We start from the raw sequence: 19292 nt of genomic DNA, 5'->3' as shown, positions 1-19292 counted from the left end.
GGTCGTCCCTACAGACGTGACTGATATCCGCTCACCAGGTCGTCGGCGGCGGCTAGGCGGGTGAGGAGGTGGTCGAGTCCCTCGTCGGCCTGGTCCAGTTGCGTCGGCAGCCAAGGATCGGCTTTCGCCTGTGCGTCGACGAGCGCTCTGCGGGCGTCGCCGAGCAGGGACTTGGCCCGCTCGGCGTGGGCGCGCCCGTCGGTGAGGCCCGTCATCGCGGCGGTGAGCAACTGGTGGATCTCGGCGAGTCCCGACATGCGGTTACAACCGGGCCGAGTAGGAGTCGGCCGACGAAATACTGGCCTGGATGGTGCTTTGCATCCCGGTGATTCCGTTCAGCGCTTCGGCCAGCAGACCGTGGGCCTGGTTGACCTCGTGCTGACTGCTGCCCTGCGTCGCCTGGGAAAGCGACAACTGGGCTTCTTCGAGAGATTGCGCTGCCTGCTGCAGGGCGGCGATGCTCGCGGACGCCTTCTCGTTCGCGAGCGCGATGCCAGCGCGGATCTCTTCCACTCCGGGCATGGGGGCGGACTCCTCGGTGCGTCGGGGCTGGAACGACCACGTACAAACTTAGCGTGATCAGGTGTCTTCGGTAAGTGAGGAACTGGGGGAGAATCGACAAGGCCCCGGACGTGGGTGACGTCCGGGGCCTCGCGGGCAGCGGTCGGTAACGGGACCCCCGAACCGTGTTCCAGCCATGGTGACCTGCGGTTTTCGAGGCTCGCGCGCGAGTGGCCGCGCCCAGGTCAGGCCGGTATTCGTGACACCGATGAACCTCTCCGAACTTCTACGATCGAGTCTGCGGAGGAGACTAGCGCGTGGGTTCGGGGTGGGTTCCGGAGGTCCTCGGCTAGCCCCGTGGCCTGCACGGGTGTCGATCAGCAACGCTTCGGCAACGGCCCAACGGGCCGTAGGCCGACCAGCCGAGCGCGGCGCGAACCGGCGAAATCGGGGATGTGGAAGGAAATTCGGGTTTTCGGACGGGCGTGCCGCGGCGGACCCGGGGTGACGCGATGGTGGACCGGTTCGGCACCTTCGACCCGGCCGCGTCGCACCGGGCGCTCGACGCGCAGCGCGCGCCGCGCCGGCGCGGCCTGGGCCGGACCGCGGTGGCCGCGCTGTCCTGGACCTCGACGCCGACCTCGACCACAGCCGCCCCGGCGACCACCTGTTCGCGGCAACCATCCGGATCGTCCGGTGGACGGGCGATCCGTCGACGCAGTTCCTGCGTCTTGCGCGTGGTGAGTCTCGGGATGGCAATTGAGACGGGAATTGAGACTGCAACGACAAAACGCCGAGCTGCTCGTGAAAGCTGCCCGGCGTTTCGCCTGCTATTGCGGCGGAGGATACAGGATTCGAACCTGCGAGGGCGTGAACCCAACACGCTTTCCAAGCGTGCGCCTTAGGCCGCTCGGCCAATCCTCCGTGGAGAAGGGTACCGGATGGGGTGGTGCGGTCCCGCAGGTGGGCCGGGGGTGGGGATCAGGCCGGGACGACGTCGGCGACGACGATGGTGATGTTGTCGGGGCCGCCGCCGTCGTTGGCGAGGGTGATGAGGGCGGGGACGGCTTCGTCGGGGGTGCCGGCGGCCAGGGTTTCGGCGATGGCGGGTTCGCCGGCGCCGGCGGTGAGGCCGTCGGAGCAGAGCAGGAGGCGGTCGCCGGCCAGCGGGGTGAACTCCCAGACGTCGGGGTCGCCCGAGCCGGTGCTCTGGAGGGCCTTCATGAGCAGCGAGCGGCGCGGGTGGTCGATGGCGTCGGCCTGGGAGATGCGGCCGTCTTCGACCAGGGCCTGCACGAGGGTGTGGTCACGGGTGATGCGGTGCAGCTCGCCGTCGCGCAGGAGGTAGCCGCGGGAGTCGCCGATGTGGGCGGCGGCGAAGCGGACGCCGTCGAAGAGCAGGCTGGTGAGCGTGGTGCCCATGCCGTGGGTGGCGGGGTCCTGCTCGGCGACCTCGGCGAGGCGTTCGCCGATGCGCCGGACGCCGTCGGCGAGGGTGCTCTGGAGGTCGATCGAGGTGAGGTCGAGCGAGCGCAGCTCGGAGTCCAGGCTCGCGAGCACGCCGACCGCGGTGGCACTGGCCACTTCCCCGTGGGGCTGACCACCGATACCGTCGGCCACGGCGAGCAGGCGTCCGCTGGCGTAGACGGAGTCCTCGTTGATCGAGCGTCGTCGCCCGGTGTCGGAGCCCGCGGCGTAGCGCAGGGTGAACCGGGTCTGGTTGGTGGCCATGCCACCATGTAACCATTGGTTGACTGAGTTAACAAGCAAAACGATGGAAACTCCAGTCATCAGCTATCGTGCTGGCCATGGACGACACCGCGACGGTCACCGCCGCCGACATCGCCAGGCTGGCGGGGGTGCGCCGCGCCGCGGTGAGCAACTGGCGGCGGCGCCACGACGACTTCCCGCGCCCGGTGGGCGGCACCGCGTCCAGCCCGCTGTTCTCGCTGCCCGAGGTGCAGGCGTGGCTGGCCGGCCGCGGCCGGCCCGTGGAGCTCGCGCCGATCGACCTGGCGTGGCAACGGCTGCGCGCCCTCGGCGACGACCTGGAGCTGGGCACCCGCGTCGCCGACGCCGGTGAGTACCTCGCCCACGCCACCGAACGTCCGACGGACGACCCCGAGCTGCTCACCCTCCTTGCCCAGGCGGCCACGGTGAACGGGGCGACCTGGACCTTCGAGCAGCTCTGCGAACGCTACTTCGAAGCCCACGCGCGGCGCGTCTCCCCGACGACGCCCGCGTACGCGAGCCTGATGGTCCGCCTCACCGGCGCGAAAGGGACCACCGTGCTCGACCCGGCGTGCGGCTTCGGCTCCCTGCTCCTCGTCGCCGAGGCCGCCCGCGCCCAGGGCCAGGACAGCGACCTCACCACTGCCCGCATCGCCGCCCTGCGCCTGCGCCTCCACGGCGCCGACACCGAGATCCACGCCGGAGACTCCCTGCGTGAAGACGCCTTCACCGGTCAGCGGGCCGACGTCGTCCTCTGCGACCCGCCGTTCAACGAACGCGCCTGGGGCCACGAAGAGCTGGTCGGCGACCCGCGCTGGGAGTACGGCCTGCCGCCGCGCGGCGAGTCGGAGCTGGCGTGGGTGCAGCACTGCCTGGCGCGCGTGAAGCCCGGCGGCACCGTCGCCGTCCTGATGCCCGGCGCCGCGGCCGGCCGGCGCAGCGGCAAACGCATCCGCGCCAACCTCCTGCGCGCGGGCGCGCTGCGCGCCGTGCTCACCCTCGCCCCGGGCACCGACCTCTGGCTGCTCACCAGACCCGAGCCCGGCACCCGCGCGCCCGCCACCGCGCTGATCGCCGAGACGACCGTCGACGACGCCGAAGCCCTCTGGCACGACCACCTCGACAACGGCACCGGCGAACGCATCATCGACCTCCTCGACGACGACGTCGACCTCACGCCCGCCCAGCGGCGCACCGCCCGGGAAGACCTCGGCGAGGCTTTCCTTGCCGCACAACGGCTTTTCAGCCGCGTCGGCCTCGATCTCCCGCCCCTGCAGCCGACGGGCGAGGAACCGGCGCACACCACCGTCGGCGAGCTGGTGAAGGCCGGCGCGCTGGAGATCCACCACGCGCCCACGCGGACCGGCGACGGCGACGAACCCGTCCTGACCCCCGACGACGTCCTGGCCGGCCGCGCCCCCACCGGCTACGCGGCCCCCGACGGCGCGGCCGTGATCGCGCACGAAGGCGACGTGATCGCGTCCGTCACCGGCGCCGTCAAGGTCCACAGTGGACCGCCCGTGCGGCTCGGCCCCGCGCTTTCCCTCTACCGCGTCGATCCGGACCGCCTGGACGCCGATTTCCTCGCCGGCTGCCTGCGCGCCGCCGATTTCCCCGTGCACAGCGCCTCGACCCGCATCGACGCGCGGCGCCTCAAAGTGGCGCGCTACCCGCTCGCCGAGCAACGCTCGTACGGCGCCGCCTTCCGTGCCCTCGCCGAGTTCGACCGGGCGCTGCGGGAGACGGCGGAAATCGGCCGTGACCTGGTCCGGCTAGGCTTTGCGGCGCTCGCCGAAGGACGGCTGCGGCCCGGCGCCTGAAGGGAAACCATGCTCATCGCCGATCGCTACGAGGTCGACGAGCTGCCGCTGGGCCGGGGCGGGATGGGCGCGGTGCACCGCGGGCACGACCGGCGGCTCGACCGGCGCGTCGCCATCAAGCTGCTGCGCCTGCCCGGCCGCGACGAAGAGCTCGAAGAACGCTTCGCCCGCGAAGCCCGCATCCTCGCGACGCTCGACCACGCCGGCGTACCCACGCTGTACGACTTCGGCACGCACGACGACCGGTTGTTCCAGGTCATGCAGTTCGTCGACGGCGTCACCGTCGCCGATCTCCTCGCCGAGCACGGTCCGCTGCCGGTCCCCTGGGCGGCGGCCATCGCGGCCCAGACCGCCGCCGTGCTCGCGGCGGCCCACGCCCGGTCCGTCTGCCACCGCGACCTCAAGCCCGCCAACCTCATGCTCTGCCCCGACGGCAGCGTGAAGGTGATGGACTTCGGCCTCGCCGTGCTGCGTGAAGCCGACGTCGCCCGCTTCACGCGGGCCGGCCAGCTGCTGGGTACGCCGTCGTACATGGCGCCGGAGCAGATCCAGCGCGGCCTCGCGGAGCCGCGAAGCGACCTGTATGCGCTGGGCTGCGCGTTGCACGAGATGCTCACCGGCCGTCAGCTCTTCACCGGTCCCACCGCGTACGCCGTGTTCGAGAAGCAGGTGAAGGACGCGCCCACCGCCGTGCCGGGGGTGCCCGCCGCGCTCAACGCCCTGCTCGCCGCGACCCTCGCCAAAGACCCGGCCAACCGACCCTCCGGCGCCGACGCGTTGTACGCGGCGCTGGGCCCGTTCGTCCGTGATCTGCCGCCGTTGCCGGGGTTCCTGCATGCGGTGCCGAGTCCCGCGCGGATGTACGCGCGCGTGGTGGCGCAGGTCCGGGGATGACTAAGTCCTCCCGACCGGGTGCGGTCGGGAGGACTTCGCGGTGGATCGTCAGGCGCGCACCGCCGGCCGGCTCTGCTCGGCCAGCGGGAGGCCGCGCTGCTGGATGCGGTAGTAGGTCAGCGCGTTCTGGACCCCGATGCTCAGGCCCAGCGTCAGCAGGATCGACGCCGAGGTCAGGCCGCTGCCGAAGCCCAGGTAGCCGCCGAGGAAACCGAAGCCGACGCGGGCGCCGATGGTCGCGAGCCACAGCACCAGCGTCAGCGCCGAGCCCTTCTGGAACGTCGTGGTGCCGCGCGCCGTGAGCGTGGTGCTCGCGCTGCGGGCGAGGCCGAGCACGATCAGCACCGCGATGTCCGCGCCGAGCAGCACCAGCTCGCCGGTGCTCGCCTTCGGCAGCGCCTGGGCCGTGGTGAACACGCCGATGGCGGTGAGCACGAGCGGCATCGTGACCAGCGACTTCCGGCTCAGCAGCGTGCCGCGCAGCTGCTTGTAGACCACTCGGTAGAGGACGAGGGCCGCGATGGCGAAGTAGGCGAGGAGGGTCAGCGGGTTCATCGGGGGCTCCTTGGTCGGTGGTGACACCCAGATTCGTCCTTTCGACCTGCCGTTTCGTCGGCTCACGGGCGGGTTCCGGGTGGATCCTCGCGTCCACCCGGGGGTGGAGCCGCGCCGAAATCGTGACCTTCGGGCCGCAACCACCACCGGGGGACGGTCGTCTATCCCCGTGACAAGTTCGACCTGATCGAGTTCCCTGGGGGTACCGGATCGTGAAGAGGCTTCTGGTGGGGATCGCGGCCGTGGCCAGCGCGTTCGTGCTCGCCGCGTGTTCCGGCGGTGGTGCGTCGCCCGCCAACGTGACCGGTGGTGGCGCGGTGGAGGCGGGTGCCGGCGGCGGTGCGCCGACGACCTCGGCGACGACCTCCGCGGCGACGTCGAGCAGCGCGCCCGCGACCACGAGCAGCGCCCCGGCCACCACCAGCTCGCCGGCCACGAGCACGTCGAAGCCCAAGCCGACGACCACCAAGCCGAAGCCCACCACGACCAAGCCGAAGCCGCCGGTGACCGCGGCCGCCGACGTGCCGTGCGCCAAGGCCGCCGCCGCGTCGGGCACGGCCGCGTGCGTGGACATCTCGGCGCACAAGGCGTGGCTGCTGCAGGACGGCAAGGTGATCTACGGCCCCGTCTCGATGCTGCCGGGCCGCAAGGGCAACGCGACGCCGACGGGCTCGTTCCACGTGCTGTCGAAGGAGAAGATGCACTACAGCCGCGAGTTCGACAACGCACCCATGCCGAACTCCGTGTTCTTCTACCCCGGCGACGCCTTCCACACCGGCAGCCTGAAGACGTACTCGCACGGCTGCGTGCACCTCTCGGCGACGTCGTCGCTGAAGTTCTTCAACACCCTCCACGTCGGCGACGTCGTGCAGGTCGTGCCCTGACGCCCTGACGGGTGGGTGAAACGCGAAGTGGGGGCGCCGGTCGAAACCGGCGCCCCCACTTCTTTTTCGTCCTTACGCAGGTTGAGGTCGTGCCCCTGGTGCCCGGGATCGCGCCGAGGCAGAGCTTGTTGTCGCGGTTGATGAGCCCTCGCATCAACCATCCGGGGTGGGCTCAGGTGTTCGAATGTGCACAGCGTTCGCAGGTCCGGGTGACATCCGCCGGTGCTTAACGAAATTCACCCGGATGCGGTAACAACGTCCTCTTCGTGAGCGATAACCGATCACTCACGAAGGGGCACACCGCATGGCCTGGAACAAACTCCGCTCGTTGCTGACGGCCGCCGTGCTGGCCGTGGCGCTGGTCCCGATCACCGCGTCCGCCGCGGCGGCCGATGACGCGGCGCCGACGTTGCCCGCCGGCTTCGTGCTGCGGGACACGCCCACCGGGCTCTCGCCCTACGACTTCACCGACTTCGCGTGGCTGCCCGACGACAGCGTGCTGGCGCTGGGCAAGAGCGGTGCCGTCAACTGGGTCCCGGCCAACGGCTCGGGCGACCCCGTGCGGATCGCGAACTTCCCGGTCGAGACACAGGGCGACATGGGGCTCACGAGCGTCGCGCTCGCCCCGGACTACACGACCTCGCACCAGATCTACCTCAACCGCGCCGTGAGCACGGGCGGCGGCCAGTACGTGCTGCGCGCCGCGCGCTTCACCGTGACCATCGACGGTTCGGGCCACCCCACCGGCCTCGCCGACGAGAAGGTGATCTTCGAGCTGCCCGGCAGCCAGTACTACATCCACGGCCTCGACACCGTGATCCCCGCGCCCGACGGCACGCTGTGGTACTCGGTGGGCGACAACGGTGACGCGGGCAAGACCAACGAGGTCGCTTTCGTGGCGCTCGACCTCGACTCGCCCCACGGCAAGATCCTGCACATCACGCCGGACGGCAAGGGCGTGCCGAGCAATCCGTTCTACGACCCTTCGGCCCCGGACTCCACGCGCAGCAAGGTGTTCGCGAGCGGCTTCCGCAACCCGTTCCGCTTCACGCTCGATCCGAAGAGCGGCCTGCCGGTGGTGGGCGACGTCGGCTGGTACCTGTGGGAAGAGATCGACGTGGTGCAGCCCGGCGCGAACCTCGCGTGGCCGTGCTGGGAAGGCAACCACCCGACGCCCGGCTACAGCACCGACGCGCGCTGCGCCCACGTCGTGAACACGCCGCCGCTGTGGGAACACCAGCACGGCGACGGGCCGGCGAACGGCAACAGCGTCACCGGTGGCGTTGTCTACAGTGGAACGACCTACCCGGCCGCGTACCAGGGCGCGTACTTCTTCGGTGACTACGCGGGCCAGAAGATGTGGACGCTCAAGTACAACGCACAGGGCGCCCTCACTCAGGCTCCGGTGAACCCGCCGCCGTTCGCGAACATCGGCGGCGTCACGCGGATCTCCTCGGCGCCCAACGGCGACATCGTGTTCGCCGACCTCAACGGCAGCCGCCTGCGCCGCCTGAGCTACTCGACGAACAACGCGGCGCCGGTCGCGGTGGCGACATCGTCGACCGACCCCGGCACGCGCACGGTTTCCTTCGACGCCAGCGGTTCCTACGACTTCGACGGCGACGCGCTCACCTACACCTGGGACTTCGGCGACGGCACCACGGCGACGGGCGTGACGGCGAGTCACCAGTACGGCACCGGCGCGTCGTTCACGGCCACCCTCACCGCCCAGGACCCCTTGGGAGCCAAGGGGACCACGACGGTCGCGGTGGCTCCGGGCAACCACTCGCCCGACCTCGAACTGTCCACTCCGGACAAGACCTTCGCCGTCGGCGAGCCGGTTTCGCTGACCGCCACGGCCACCGACGAAGAGGACGGCACGCTGCCCGTCACGTGGACGTCGCTGATCCGGCACTGCCCCGACCTCGGCGCGTGCCACGTGCACCCCGACGACGGCGCGACCGGCCCGTCGATTTCCGTGCCGTTCACCGACCACACCGACTCGCGCATGGAGTTCACCGCGACGGTCACCGACAGCGCCGGTGTGAAGGCGAGCAAGACCTACGTCGCCCTGCCGCGCCAGCACCGGCTCACGCTCGTGAGCACGCAGCCGGCCGCGTTGAGCATCCCCAGCGAGGGCGGCGTGAGCAGCGCGATGGTCACCGAGGGCGCGACGTTCGACGTGACGGCGTCGACGCTGGGCAGCGACGGCGCGTCGAAGTTCACCGGCTGGCAGGACGGGCCGGCCACCGCGTCGTGGTCGATCACCGTCGGCGCGAGCGACACGACGCTGACCGCGAACTACGCCACCGCGATCGACCAGCGCTACGCCGCCGAACCCGCGCTGCGCACACTCGCCGGCGCGGCGACCGGTCCCGAGGTGGTCGACGGCCCGGTGCACTACCGCCCGTACGCCAACGCGCGCCTGTATTGGACCGCGGCAACCGGCGTGCGCGAGATCGGCGGCCAGATCCTCGCCGAGTACCTCGCGATCGGCGGGCACCAGGCCTACGGGCCGCCGGTGACCGACGAGACGCCGACTCCGGACGGCGTCGGCCGCTACAACCACCTGCAGGGCACGCCGGGCACGCAGGCGGCGTCGATCTACTGGACGCCGTCGACGGGCGCGCATTCGATCCAGGGCCAGATCCGGGCGAAGTGGGCGGCGCTGGGCTGGGAAAAGACCATGGGCTACCCGATCAACGACGAGGCCGGCACCCCCGACGGCGTCGGCCGCTACAACCACTTCAGCGGCGGCGGCTCGATCTACTACACCGTGGCCACGGGCGCGCACCAGATCGGCGGGGCGATCAAGCAGAAGTGGGCCGCGTACGGCTGGGAACGCGGCCTCGGTTATCCGACCACCGACGAAGCGGTGACCCCGGACGGCGTCGGCCGGTACAACCACTTCACCGGCGGCGCTTCGATCTACTGGACACCATCGACCGGTGCGCACGAGATCGGCGGGGCGATCAAGCAGAAGTGGGCGGCGTACGGCTGGGAACGCGGCCTCGGCTACCCGACCACGGACGAAACCGCCACGCCCAACGGGGCCGCGCGCTACAACCACTTCAGCGGCAACGCGTCGATCTACTGGAGTCCGGCGACGGGCGCGCACAATGTGAAGGGCGAGATCCGCAAGCGCTGGGCCGCGCTCGGGTGGGAGAAGTCTTACCTGGGGCTGCCGACGTCGGACGAGTACCGCTACGGCGCCAACGGGTTCCGCAGCGACTTCCAGGGCGGCTACATCGTGTGGACGCCGGCGGGGGCGGTCGACCACCGCTGGTGAGTGGCCCGGGTCACCCACGTCGGCTCCGGCGTGGGTGATCTGTCCATTGTGGGCGTTCCCGACGGGTGAGAAGTGCCCGTGTGGACGGTAAGTCAGGAACTTTCAGACAACCGTTCGTGGGGTAACTTCACGGAAGATCATCGAGAAAGGTCTTCCATGCGCAAGCTCGCCACGGTCGCCGTCGCCGGCGTTGCCACTCTCGCCACCCTGCTCGTGCCGTCCGTCGCGTCGGCCACGCCCGGTCGTGGCGTCAGCGCGACCCTGATCTCCCAGTGGACGGCCGGCAACACCGACTTCGTCCTGCGCGAGATCACCCTCGCCCCGGGCGGCTCCACCGGCTGGCACACCCACGAGGGCAACCTCTACGGCTGGGTCCGCTCCGGCACGCTCACCCACTACGAATCCGACTGCGCCGTCGACGGCGTCTACCACCAGGGCGCCCCCATCATGGAACCGGCCGGCGCCGACCACGTCCACATCGGCCGCAACGAGGGCACCACGCCGATGGTCCTCGACGTCCTCTACGTCCTGCCCCACGGCGCGCCGCTGTCGGACGACGCGCCGAACCCGGGCTGCAGCTTCGACTGACGCTTTCGGAGCCGGGGGCGCCGCGGTCGGGGCGGCACCCCCGCGGTTCCGGTGGCGTCAGAGCAGATCGTCGGGCCGCGTGCCCTTCGCGGTGAGCGGCAGGCCGAGCGCGACGCGTTCCACGAGCCAGCTGCTCGGCCGGTAGCGCGGGTCCCCTGTGGACTGGTGCAGGCCCGTGAGGACGCGCAGCACCTTGTCCGCGCCGACGAGGTCGCCCCACTCCAAGGGGCCGCGCGGGTAGCCGAGGCCGAGGCGGACGGCGGTGTCGATGTCGGCCGGCTCGGCGAGGTTCTGGGCGGCGATGTAGCACGCCGTGTTGACGATCGAGGCCAGCAGGCGCTGCGCGACGGGCGCGGGGCCGTCCTGCACGATGGTCACCGGGCGGCCCGTGGCGGCCAGCGCGCCCCACGCGGCGCGGCCCGCGGCGGGGTCGAGTCCCGGGTGGACGGACAGGGTGAGGCGGCCTTCGTAGCCGCCCAGGGCGTCGACGCCGCAGACGCGCGAGGCGGGCAGGCCGGCGCGCGCGGCGGCGTCCAAAGTGGACTCGCCGCGCAGTGACACCAGCAGCACGGCGTCGGGGTACGCGTCGGCGACGACCTGCACGCCGGCGGCGGTGAGCAGGCGGCCGAGGCGTTCCTCGGCGGTGAACACGGGCTTGTCGGGGGCCGGCGGCGCGGCCGGCTCGGGCGCGACCTCCTGCTTGCCGTCGACGTAGCGGTAGAAGCCTTCGCCGTTCTTGCGCCCGAACAGCCCCGCCGCCACTCGCGGGCGCGTCAGCCACGACGGGCGCAGCCGCGGCTCGGAGTGGAAGCCGCTCCAGATGCTTTCGAGCACGGCGTGGGAGACGTCGAGACCGGTGAGGTCGAGCAGCTCGAACGGTCCGAGCTTGAGCCCCAGCACGTCTCGCGCGATGCGGTCGACGTCCGCCGGCTCGGCGACCGACTCGGACAGGATCTGCAGCGCCTCGGTGTTCAGGCCGCGCCCGGCGTGGTTGACCAGGAAGCCCGGCGCGTCCTTCGCGAGCACGGGTTCGTGGCCCCAGCGGCGCACCAGTTTCAGCGCCTCTTCGGGCAGCCATTCGACCGTGCGGACGCCGGGGACGACCTCGACCAGCCGCATCAGCGGCACGGGGTTGAAGAAGTGCAGGCCGACCACGCGCGTCGGGTCGGTCAGGCCCGCGGCGATCTCCGTGACCGACAGCGAGCTCGTGTTGGTGGCGAAAACCGTGTCGGGCCGGCAGACCTGCTCGAGCTTGCCGAACAGCACGCGCTTGGCCTCGAGGTCCTCGCGCACGGCCTCGATCACGAGGTCCACGTCCTGGGCCGGCGCGGACGGCGCGTCCACCATCACCAGGCGCTCCTTGGCGGCGCGCCCCTCCGCCTCGGACAGGCGGCCCTTCGCGACCAGCTTGTCGAGCATGCCGTGCACGTAGTCGAGCGCGGAGCGCACCGCGTCGAGGTCGAGGTCGGCCAGCTCGACCGTGACCCCGCCGGTCGCGGCGAGCTGGGCGATGCCGCGCCCCATCACGCCGGTCCCGACCACCCGGACCCTGCTGACCCGCTCGGCCCATCCCGCCACGTCGAACCACCTTCCCCGCGAAGTCGTCACGCGCGAACGTACCGTCTCTCCGCCGTCGGTGAACCGTCCCGAGAGGGCTAGTTCACAGCCCCACGAAGTCGGCCATCTGTCCCGTCAGGTGCTCGAAGTAGGCGTCGGACGGGTCGACGCTGCCCACGTACTGCCCGAACAGCTCGAAGCTGATCGCGCCGAACAGCTGCGTCCACGCGCCGATCAGCCGCGTCACGACCTCGGCCGGCGCGTTCGCACCCAGGGCCCGGGCCAGCCCCTCGGCCTGTCCGCGCAGCTCGGCGGACATCGGGGCCGTGACGGCCGGCTCGTGCGGATCGGCCTCCAGCAGCACCTTCGCCATCGCCTGCGCCACGCGCGCGGCGGGCACGATCGTGTCCTGCGGCGCCTGGTAGCCGGGGATCGGCGAGCCGTAGATCAGCGCGTACTCGTGCGGGTGCGCCTTGGCCCACGCGCGGGTGGCCTGCCAGACGGCGTGCCAGCGCTCGCGCGGGTCGCCGGTGCCCGGGTCGGCCTTCTCCGCGGCCTCGCCGACGGCGTCGTAGGCGTCGATGATCAGCTCGGTGAGCAGGCGGTCGCGGCTGGGGAAGTAGCGGTAGAGCGCCGAGGACACCATGCCCAGCTCGCGCGCGACCGCGCGCAGCGACAACCCGTGCGCGCCGACCTCGGCCAGCTGGCGGCGGGCTTCGTCCTTGATCTCCTGCGTCAGTTCGGCGCGGGCACGTTCGCGGGCGGTCCTGGTGGCGGTCATGGGGACCAGTGTGCCACTTCGAGAGCGTTGCACAAAATAGAGAGCACTGCTCTTGAATCTAAGTGCGGATTGGTGTTCACTGATCTCAACGGAGAGCAGCGCTCTCGAAGAACCTGGAGGTCCCGAGATGAACACCGAGAAGCGCTACATCAAGCCCGCCAAGGCCACCAACTCGTTCAACAACTTCGTGCAGTGGCTGACCAAGCGGGGCGTGAGCGTGGTCGGCAGCCGCGTGCTGATGGTCCGCGGCCGCAAGACCGGCGAGATCCGCGAGGTGCCGGTGAACCTGCTGCCGTTCGAGGGCGGCCGCTACCTGGTCGCGCCGCGCGGCGAGACGCAGTGGGTGCGCAACCTGCGCGTGGCCGGCAAGGGGCAGCTGCGCGTCGGCAAGCGCGTGGAGGGTTTCACCTACCGCGAGCTGGCCGACGACGAGAAGCCCGTGCTGCTGCGCGCGTACCTCAAGCGCTGGAAGTTCGAGGTCGGCGTGTTCTTCGACGGCGTGGACGCCAAGGCGCCGGAGGAGAAGCTGCGCGAGATCGCGCCGGGCTACCCCATCTTCGAGCTGATGCCCGCCTGAGTCACTTCTTCGTGGACCGCTTCGTGGACCGCCGAGCTGTGGCGGCGACGGCCACGACCCCGACGAGGATCGCGACCAGTCCGATCAGGAACCACAGCTTCTGACCGGTCATGAAACTGCCGGTGATGACGCCGGCGCCCTGCAGGACCCAGACGGCCCCCACCAGCACCAGCACCGCGCCGATGGCCAGCGTGATCCAGCGTTTCACGGGGGTTCCTCCTAGGTGGCCTCTTTCGCGACCAGGTCGTTGCGGTAGGCGTAGACGACGGCGTGCACGCGGTCGCGCAGGCCGAGCTTCGCGAGCACGCGCGAGACGTGCGTCTTCACAGTCTCCTCGCCGACGTGAAGCTGGCGTGCGATCTCCGCGTTGCTGCGCGCGTCGGCTATGAGAAGCAGCACCTCGCGTTCGCGGGACGTGAGCCGCGCCAGCTCCGGCGGCTCGGCCGCGCGGGGCTCGAGGCTGGTGGCGAAGCTGGCCACGAGCCGGCGCGTGACCGACGGGTCGATCAACGCGTCACCCCGCGCTGCGATGCGCATGGCGGCCACGAGCTCTTCGGGGGCCAGGCTCTTGAGCAGGAAGCCGCTGGCGCCGGCGCGCAGGGCGCGGTAGACGTACTCGTCGGCGTCGTAGGTGGTCAGGACCAGTACGCGGGTGTCGTTGCCGGGGGTCGCGAGGATGGCCTCGGTCGCGGCGAGGCCGTCGAGGCGGGGCATGCGGACGTCGAGGACCGCGACGTCCGGCTTGAGGCGCCGGGTTTCCGCCACGGCTTCGCGCCCGTCGGCCGCTTCGCCGACGCACTCGAAGTCGGGCTGCGTGTCGAGGAGGGCGCGCATGCCGGAGCGGAACATGGCGTGGTCGTCGGCGAGCAGCACGCGGATCATGCGACCTCCTGTTTCTTGCGGGGCGTTTGGCCGGCGGCGTGGCCGGGCCAGCGCGGTGGTGTGCTCACGCCACCTCCAGCGGGAAGCCGGCCTTGACCTGCCAGGTGTTGTCCTTTTGGCCGTACGTGACTTCGCCGCCGAAGAGCGTCACGCGCTGGCGGATCCCGGCGAGGCCGCGGTGGGCTCCGTCGCGCTGCGGGACGGGGCGGCCGGCCTCGTTGGTGACGGTCAGAACGATCTCCGTGCGCCGGTGGTCCAGCTCCAGCTCCACGGGTCCGGTGCCGTGGCGCAACGCGTTCGTGAGGGCTTCCTGCGCGATGCGGTAGAGGGCGACGTCGAGCGAGCCGGGGACTTCGCGGACGTCGCCGTGCACCGTGAGACGCACGGGCAGGCCCGCGGCGCGGACGGTGTCGAGCAGCTCGTCGAGGTTGTCCAGCCCGGGCTGGGCGGCTTCGTCGCCGCGCGCGTGCAGCAGATCCAGCAGGCGGCGCAGATCGGCCATCGCGGAGCGGCTCGCGGACTCGACCGCTCCGAGGGACATGTGGACCTGGCTTTCCCCCTTGGGCAGCCCGAGCCGCGCGGCGCCGGCGTGCACGCCGATCGCGCTGACGTGGTGGGAGATCACGTCGTGCAGATCGCGCGCGATGGTCTCGCGCTCTTCGAGAACGGCCCGCCGCACTGCTTCGGCTTCGTGCCTTCGGCGCTCTTCGGCTTCCCGCTCGAGGTCGGCAATGTAGGCGCCCCGGGCCGTCGTGTACCGGCCGACGAGCCACGGCAGCACCGCCGACACGGCCATGCTGATCGCGACGAGCGCCGGATTCGCGCCCCGGCCCCCGCCCAGCAGCTCGCCCGCCCCGACCCCCGCCAGCATCGCGACGAGCGCCACCACCGCCGGCCCCACCCGCAACCACGCCCCGGCCCGATACCCGGCGACGAGGATGCCCGCGTTGTTGCCGACCACGAAGCCGGTGCAGGTGCAGAGCAACAGCGGGGCCGCGACGAAGAGTGCGGCGTGTCCGGCCGCCACCCAGCCCGAATACCGGGCCGCCCCGGCCAGGGCTGTGTCCACGATGACCGCTCCGGCGAGCACCACCCAGCCCCGCCACCCGGCCTCGGGCAGCGGCCCGCGCAGGGTGAACAGGGCGACGTCGCAGACCAGACAGACAAGCGCCACCAGCAGCGACTGACGCGCCAGCGACCCGTTGATGTCCCGCACCCGGCCAACCTACGCACCGACGGCGGCGTTTTGGTGCGCTTTGGGAAGGGGGCGCACGTTTGGTTGAGCGGGGCGGCGGTGAGCCGTTTCGGTGTGGGCCGGGGTTGGCCGCGCGAGGGGACCGATGGGTTCGGGTGGGTCGCGCGAGGGGACCGATGGGTTCGGGTGGGCTGCGCGAGGGGACCGATGGGTTCGGGTGGGCTGCGCGAGGGGACCGATGGGTTCGGGTGGGCTGCGCGAGGGGACCGGGCCGGACCTCGCGAGTGGACCGATGGTGCCTAGTTTGCTGCGCGAGTGGACCGGTCGTGCCGAGCTGGTTTCGTGAGAGGGCCGGTCGGGCTCGGAGGCTGGTGGGGCGTCACCTCGCGAGTGGACTGGTCGTGCCGTCGCAGTGGCGCGAGGGGACCGGTCGTGCCAATTCGCGCAGGCGAGTGGGCTGGCCGGGTCGGGTCGGCGACGCGGCTGGACCGGTCGTCGTGTGCTGGCGCGTCGCGATGGGACCGATCGTGCCGAGCCGTTCCTGCGATGGGACCGATCGTGCCGAGCCGGCTCCTGCGATGGGACCGATCGTGCTGCGCGGTGGTGCGACTGAACCTGTGATGCCGGGTTTGCCGCACGAGGTGTCATGGTGTGGTCGTCGCGCGAGTGAACCTTTCGCGCCGTGCGTCGCGAAGGGACCCGTCGCCCGGGGCGCGGTGATACGAGGGGTCCAGTCGCGCACAACTTCTGCGGAAGAGGACCCGTGGGTGGGGTTGTTCGCGTTGGAGTCGGAGGCGCGAGTGGACCGGTCGTGCGCGGTCGGCGGGGCGAACGGGCAAGAGGGGCGAAGCCCAGCACCGCGAGTGGACCGGTCGTGCCCGAAACGACGACGCCGGCGTCACCGCCCAATGGTGGTCGGGGCGGCAGCGCCGGCGTCGGGGGAGCCCGGTCAGTTGCCGTAGCGGCGGCGGCCCTGGCCGGGCTGGCCGGTGCCGCCGGGGGCGCGTTGGGTGGCGGTGGCGGACTGCAGGGAGGTGGCGGTGGCGGTGGTGCCGTTGAGTTTGGCGATGACGGTGACGTTGTCGCCGGTCTTGGGGGTCGTGGCGGATTTCTGGGTGGACGAGTCGAGGACGTAGGTCTGTTTGTAGCCGTCCTTGCTGGTCAGGGTGACGGAGGTCGCGCTGATCTCGGTGATGGCGCCGGTTTGGAGGCGTTCGGTGACGTAGCCGCCGTTGGGGTCGGTGACGACGAAGTCGCCGTGGAGGGCGTCGCGGAGGGCGGCGGCGCCGCCGCCGAAGCCGCCGAAACCACCGCGGCCGGCGAAACCGCCAGGGCCGCCCTGACCGCCAGGGCCGCCGAAGCCGCCGGGGCCGCCGGGGCCCTGCTGCGCCGAGGCGTCGTTGGAGCTGGTCCCCGCCCAGATCGCGAGGCCGCCGCCCACGGCGATGACCACCGCGACGCCCGCGGCGATCGCCGTTTTGCGGCCCGACCACGACTTCTTCGGGGCCGCCGGTGGCTCGCCGCCAGGGGCGCCCCACGTGGCGCCCTGTGCTGGATCGGTCGTCATGGTGTTTTCCTCCGGGTCTTGACTGTCGGACCGAGAGTCGCGGCCGCCGCTGTGCGGGAGCTGTGTCCGGAGTGGGTTGAGGCTGTGCAAGAAGGCCACGAACGGCTGAACCACCGCACAGGAAACGCACAGTCGCCGCACAGCTCGGCCTGAACACCGGCCCCGAGGATGGCACCATGAGCAGTATGAACGCGACGTCGCCCGGCCGGGGCAAGGACGAGTTGCGCCGCGCCGACGGCAGCCCGGTGCGGGTGCTGGTGGTGGACGACGAGTCGACGCTGGCCGAGCTCGTCGCCATGGCGCTGCGCATGGAGGGCTGGGAGGTGCGCAGCGCGGGCGACGGCACGGAAGCCGTCCGCGTGGCGCGCGACTTCCGGCCCGACGCCGTGGTGCTCGACGTGATGCTGCCCGACTTCGACGGCCTCGAGGTGCTGCGCCGCATGCGCGCCGAGGCGCCGTTCCTGCCGGTGCTGTTCCTCACCGCGAAGGACGCCGTCGAAGACCGCATCGCCGGCCTCACCGCGGGCGGCGACGACTACGTCACCAAACCCTTCAGCCTCGAAGAAGTCGCGCTCCGTCTGCGCGCGCTCCTCCGGCGTGCCAACGGGGTGACGGGCGCCAGCGGTTCGCAGCTCGTGGTCGGCGACCTGACCCTCGACGAGGACAGCCGCGAGGTCCACCGCGGCGGCGACCTCGTGCCACTCACCGCCACGGAGTTCGAGCTGCTGCGCTACCTCATGCGCAACCCCAAGCGCGTGCTGAGCAAGGCGCAGATCCTCGACCGCGTGTGGAGCTACGACTTCGGCGGCCAGGCCAACATCGTCGAGCTCTACATCTCCTACCTGCGCAAGAAGATCGACGCCGACCGCGAGCCCATGATCCACACGATGCGCGGCGCGGGGTATGTCCTCAAGCCCGCCGGCTGAGGTGCCCGCGCGCCGGCCGTGGTCGCTGCGGCGCCGGCTGATCGTGCAGCTGGCGGCGCTGCTGGCGCTCGTCTGCCTGGTCGTCGGCGTGGTCACGGAGTTCGCGCTGCAGGACTTCCTCGTCGGCCAGGTCGACAAGCGCCTCGCCGCGGCGACCGACCGCGGCTTCCGCAGCGGCGACCGGCCACCGTGGATCTACGGCGACAAACCGCCCCCCGACCCGCTGCGCGTGCTCGGCCAGGGCGACGGCACGCTCGCCGTCCAGGTCCACAACGGAGCGGTGCGCGCGGCCGTGCTCAACTTCGGCTCCGCGACACCGTCGAAGGTCAAGCCGCCGCTGCAGTCGGTCTCCACCGCGCAGCAGAAGCTCCTGCTCGGCCTCCCGCCCGACGGCCACCGCCGCACCATCGACCTCGGCGGCGACCTCGGCGACTACCGGGTGATCGCGTCGTTCTCCCCGTCCGGCGACTTCTCCGTGGTCGGCCTGCCGCTCTCGGACGTCACGGACACGTTGTGGCGCTTGGGATTCATCTTCGGCGGGGTCGCACTCGGCGGCATCATCGTGGCCGGCGTCGCGGGCGCGGTGACGATCCGGCGCACCATGGCGCCGCTCGACCGGCTGGCCGCCACCGCGTCGCGCGTGTCGGAGCTGCAGCTCGACCGCGGCGAGGTGGCGCTGTCGGAGCGGGTGCCCGAAGTGGACACCGACCCGCGCACCGAGGTCGGCAAGGTCGGCTTCGCGCTCAACCGCATGCTCGGCCACATCGCCAACGCGCTGAAAGCCCGCCAGGCCAGCGAAAGCCGCGTGCGCCAGTTCGTCGCCGACGCGAGCCACGAGCTGCGCACGCCGCTGGCCGCCATCCGCGGCTACGCGGAGCTCACGCGGCGCAGCAAGGAGCAGGTGCCGCCCGACGTCGCGTTCGCCATGAACCGCGTCGAGTCCGAGTCGGCACGCATGACGACGCTGGTGGAGGACCTGCTGCTGCTCGCCCGGCTCGACTCCGGCCGCCCCGTCGTGCCCGAGCCGGTGGACCTCTCGCGCCTGGTGGCCGACGCCGTCGCCGACTCCCACGTCGCCGGCCCCGACCACAAGTGGCGGCTCGAGGCGCCCGGCGAGCCCATCAGCGTGCTCGGCGACGCCGGCCAGCTGCACCAGGTCGTGCTCAACCTCCTGGGCAACGCCCGTACCCACACCCCGCCCGGCACCACCGTGACGACGGCACTGTCCACACAGGACGGCTGGGTGCGGCTCTCGGTGCTCGACGACGGCCCCGGCATCCCGCCGGAAATCCTGCCGGACGTGTTCGAACGCTTCGCCCGCGGCGACAACTCGCGCTCGCGCGCGGCCGGCAGCACGGGCCTCGGTCTTGCCATCGTCGCCGCAGTCGTGGCCGCGCACAGCGGCCGCGTTTCGGTGCTCAGCGAGCCTGGTCGAACCGAGTTCGTCGCCATGCTCCCGGAATACCGTGACCCGGCTATCACCCGGTCGTGAATGTCTCACAGGACGCGCACAGGAAGCGCACAAGGAGCCCACAAACCGCGTCG

18 protein-coding genes and 1 tRNA gene are annotated in these 19292 nt (G+C 71.5%); 8 read left to right on the top strand and 11 right to left on the bottom strand.

All coding sequences use genetic code 11. The annotated features are described in order from the left end of the window. Positions 1–8: 8 nt before the first annotated feature. From AB0878_RS32785 to AB0878_RS32770, 4 genes are all read right to left on the bottom strand, one after another. Positions 9–257 (bottom strand): hypothetical protein, encoded by a 249-nt coding sequence (locus AB0878_RS32785; protein WP_285971769.1) that lies wholly within the window; start codon positions 255–257, stop codon positions 9–11. Between the two features lie 4 nt (positions 258–261). Continuing rightward, on the bottom strand, positions 262–522 hold the full coding sequence (locus AB0878_RS32780) for a hypothetical protein (protein WP_220244957.1): 261 nt from the start codon (positions 520–522) through the stop codon (positions 262–264). Positions 523–1340: 818 nt separating this feature from the next. After that, a tRNA-Ser gene (locus AB0878_RS32775) sits at positions 1341–1425 on the bottom strand. Positions 1426–1482: 57 nt separating this feature from the next. After that, the gene (locus AB0878_RS32770; protein ID WP_366584073.1) at positions 1483–2232 is read right to left on the bottom strand and encodes a protein phosphatase 2C domain-containing protein; all 750 of its coding nucleotides are present in this window, start codon (positions 2230–2232) and stop codon (positions 1483–1485) included. A 77-nt stretch (positions 2233–2309) separates the two neighbouring features. Here AB0878_RS32770 and AB0878_RS32765 point away from each other — a divergent pair, with 77 nt between their 5' ends. Further along, positions 2310–4052: an N-6 DNA methylase gene (locus AB0878_RS32765; protein ID WP_366584072.1), complete on the top strand. Its 1743-nt coding sequence runs from the start codon at positions 2310–2312 to the stop codon at positions 4050–4052. Between the two features lie 9 nt (positions 4053–4061). Then, the gene (locus tag AB0878_RS32760) at positions 4062–4946 is read left to right on the top strand and encodes a serine/threonine-protein kinase (protein WP_366584071.1); all 885 of its coding nucleotides are present in this window, start codon (positions 4062–4064) and stop codon (positions 4944–4946) included. Between the two features lie 48 nt (positions 4947–4994). Here AB0878_RS32760 and AB0878_RS32755 read toward each other — a convergent pair whose 3' ends face one another. After that, entirely contained in the window at positions 4995–5501 is a 507-nt protein-coding gene (locus AB0878_RS32755; RefSeq protein ID WP_366584070.1) for a hypothetical protein, read from the bottom strand. Between the two features lie 212 nt (positions 5502–5713). Between AB0878_RS32755 and AB0878_RS32750 the strand changes: the two genes are divergently transcribed. From AB0878_RS32750 to AB0878_RS32740, 3 genes are all read left to right on the top strand, one after another. Further along, on the top strand, positions 5714–6385 hold the full coding sequence (locus tag AB0878_RS32750) for a L,D-transpeptidase (RefSeq protein ID WP_366584069.1): 672 nt from the start codon (positions 5714–5716) through the stop codon (positions 6383–6385). Positions 6386–6689: 304 nt separating this feature from the next. Continuing rightward, complete coding sequence (locus AB0878_RS32745) at positions 6690–9674, top strand: PQQ-dependent sugar dehydrogenase (protein WP_366584068.1); 2985 nt, start codon at positions 6690–6692, stop codon at positions 9672–9674. Positions 9675–9830: 156 nt separating this feature from the next. Continuing rightward, positions 9831–10262: a cupin domain-containing protein gene (locus AB0878_RS32740; protein WP_366584067.1), complete on the top strand. Its 432-nt coding sequence runs from the start codon at positions 9831–9833 to the stop codon at positions 10260–10262. Positions 10263–10319: 57 nt separating this feature from the next. Here the strand turns inward: AB0878_RS32740 and AB0878_RS32735 are convergent, their stop codons facing one another. Together AB0878_RS32735 and AB0878_RS32730 are read right to left on the bottom strand one after the other, a co-directional pair. After that, positions 10320–11840 carry a 3-hydroxyacyl-CoA dehydrogenase gene (locus tag AB0878_RS32735; protein ID WP_366584066.1) on the bottom strand — a complete coding sequence of 507 codons (1521 nt, stop codon included), beginning with the start codon at positions 11838–11840 and terminating at the stop codon, positions 10320–10322. A gap of 82 nt (positions 11841–11922) precedes the next feature. Beyond that, positions 11923–12600: a TetR/AcrR family transcriptional regulator gene (locus tag AB0878_RS32730; RefSeq protein ID WP_366584065.1), complete on the bottom strand. Its 678-nt coding sequence runs from the start codon at positions 12598–12600 to the stop codon at positions 11923–11925. Between the two features lie 127 nt (positions 12601–12727). Between AB0878_RS32730 and AB0878_RS32725 the strand changes: the two genes are divergently transcribed. Further along, positions 12728–13177, top strand: coding sequence for a nitroreductase family deazaflavin-dependent oxidoreductase (locus AB0878_RS32725; protein WP_366584064.1), 450 nt, complete (start codon positions 12728–12730; stop codon positions 13175–13177). A 1-nt stretch (position 13178) separates the two neighbouring features. Here AB0878_RS32725 and AB0878_RS32720 read toward each other — a convergent pair whose 3' ends face one another. The 4 genes from AB0878_RS32720 to AB0878_RS32705 all read right to left on the bottom strand — a co-directional run bounded on the left by AB0878_RS32720 (position 13179) and on the right by AB0878_RS32705 (position 16821). Continuing rightward, positions 13179–13385: a hypothetical protein gene (locus tag AB0878_RS32720; protein ID WP_366584063.1), complete on the bottom strand. Its 207-nt coding sequence runs from the start codon at positions 13383–13385 to the stop codon at positions 13179–13181. An 11-nt stretch (positions 13386–13396) separates the two neighbouring features. Further along, entirely contained in the window at positions 13397–14059 is a 663-nt protein-coding gene (locus tag AB0878_RS32715) for a response regulator transcription factor (protein ID WP_366584062.1), read from the bottom strand. Positions 14060–14123: 64 nt separating this feature from the next. Then, a complete protein-coding gene (locus tag AB0878_RS32710; protein ID WP_366584061.1) occupies positions 14124–15275 on the bottom strand; it encodes a histidine kinase in 1152 nt (383 codons plus the stop codon). A gap of 928 nt (positions 15276–16203) precedes the next feature. Next, positions 16204–16821 carry a hypothetical protein gene (locus AB0878_RS32705; protein ID WP_366584060.1) on the bottom strand — a complete coding sequence of 206 codons (618 nt, stop codon included), beginning with the start codon at positions 16819–16821 and terminating at the stop codon, positions 16204–16206. A 176-nt stretch (positions 16822–16997) separates the two neighbouring features. Between AB0878_RS32705 and AB0878_RS32700 the strand changes: the two genes are divergently transcribed. Both AB0878_RS32700 and AB0878_RS32695 read left to right on the top strand, forming a co-directional pair. Next, positions 16998–17747, top strand: coding sequence for a response regulator transcription factor (locus AB0878_RS32700; RefSeq protein ID WP_285971785.1), 750 nt, complete (start codon positions 16998–17000; stop codon positions 17745–17747). Then, positions 17725–19239, top strand: coding sequence for an ATP-binding protein (locus tag AB0878_RS32695; RefSeq protein WP_366584059.1), 1515 nt, complete (start codon positions 17725–17727; stop codon positions 19237–19239). The genes AB0878_RS32700 and AB0878_RS32695 overlap by 23 nt, the downstream gene beginning before the upstream one ends. Positions 19240–19292: the final 53 nt, after the last annotated feature.

Origin of the sequence: Amycolatopsis sp. NPDC047767 (assembly GCF_040704195.1) — a bacterium.
Classification (GTDB): Bacteria; Actinomycetota; Actinomycetes; order Mycobacteriales; family Pseudonocardiaceae; genus Amycolatopsis.
The sequence above is the reverse complement of the archived record's forward strand: the minus strand, read 5'-3'. Positions and strand labels throughout refer to the sequence as shown.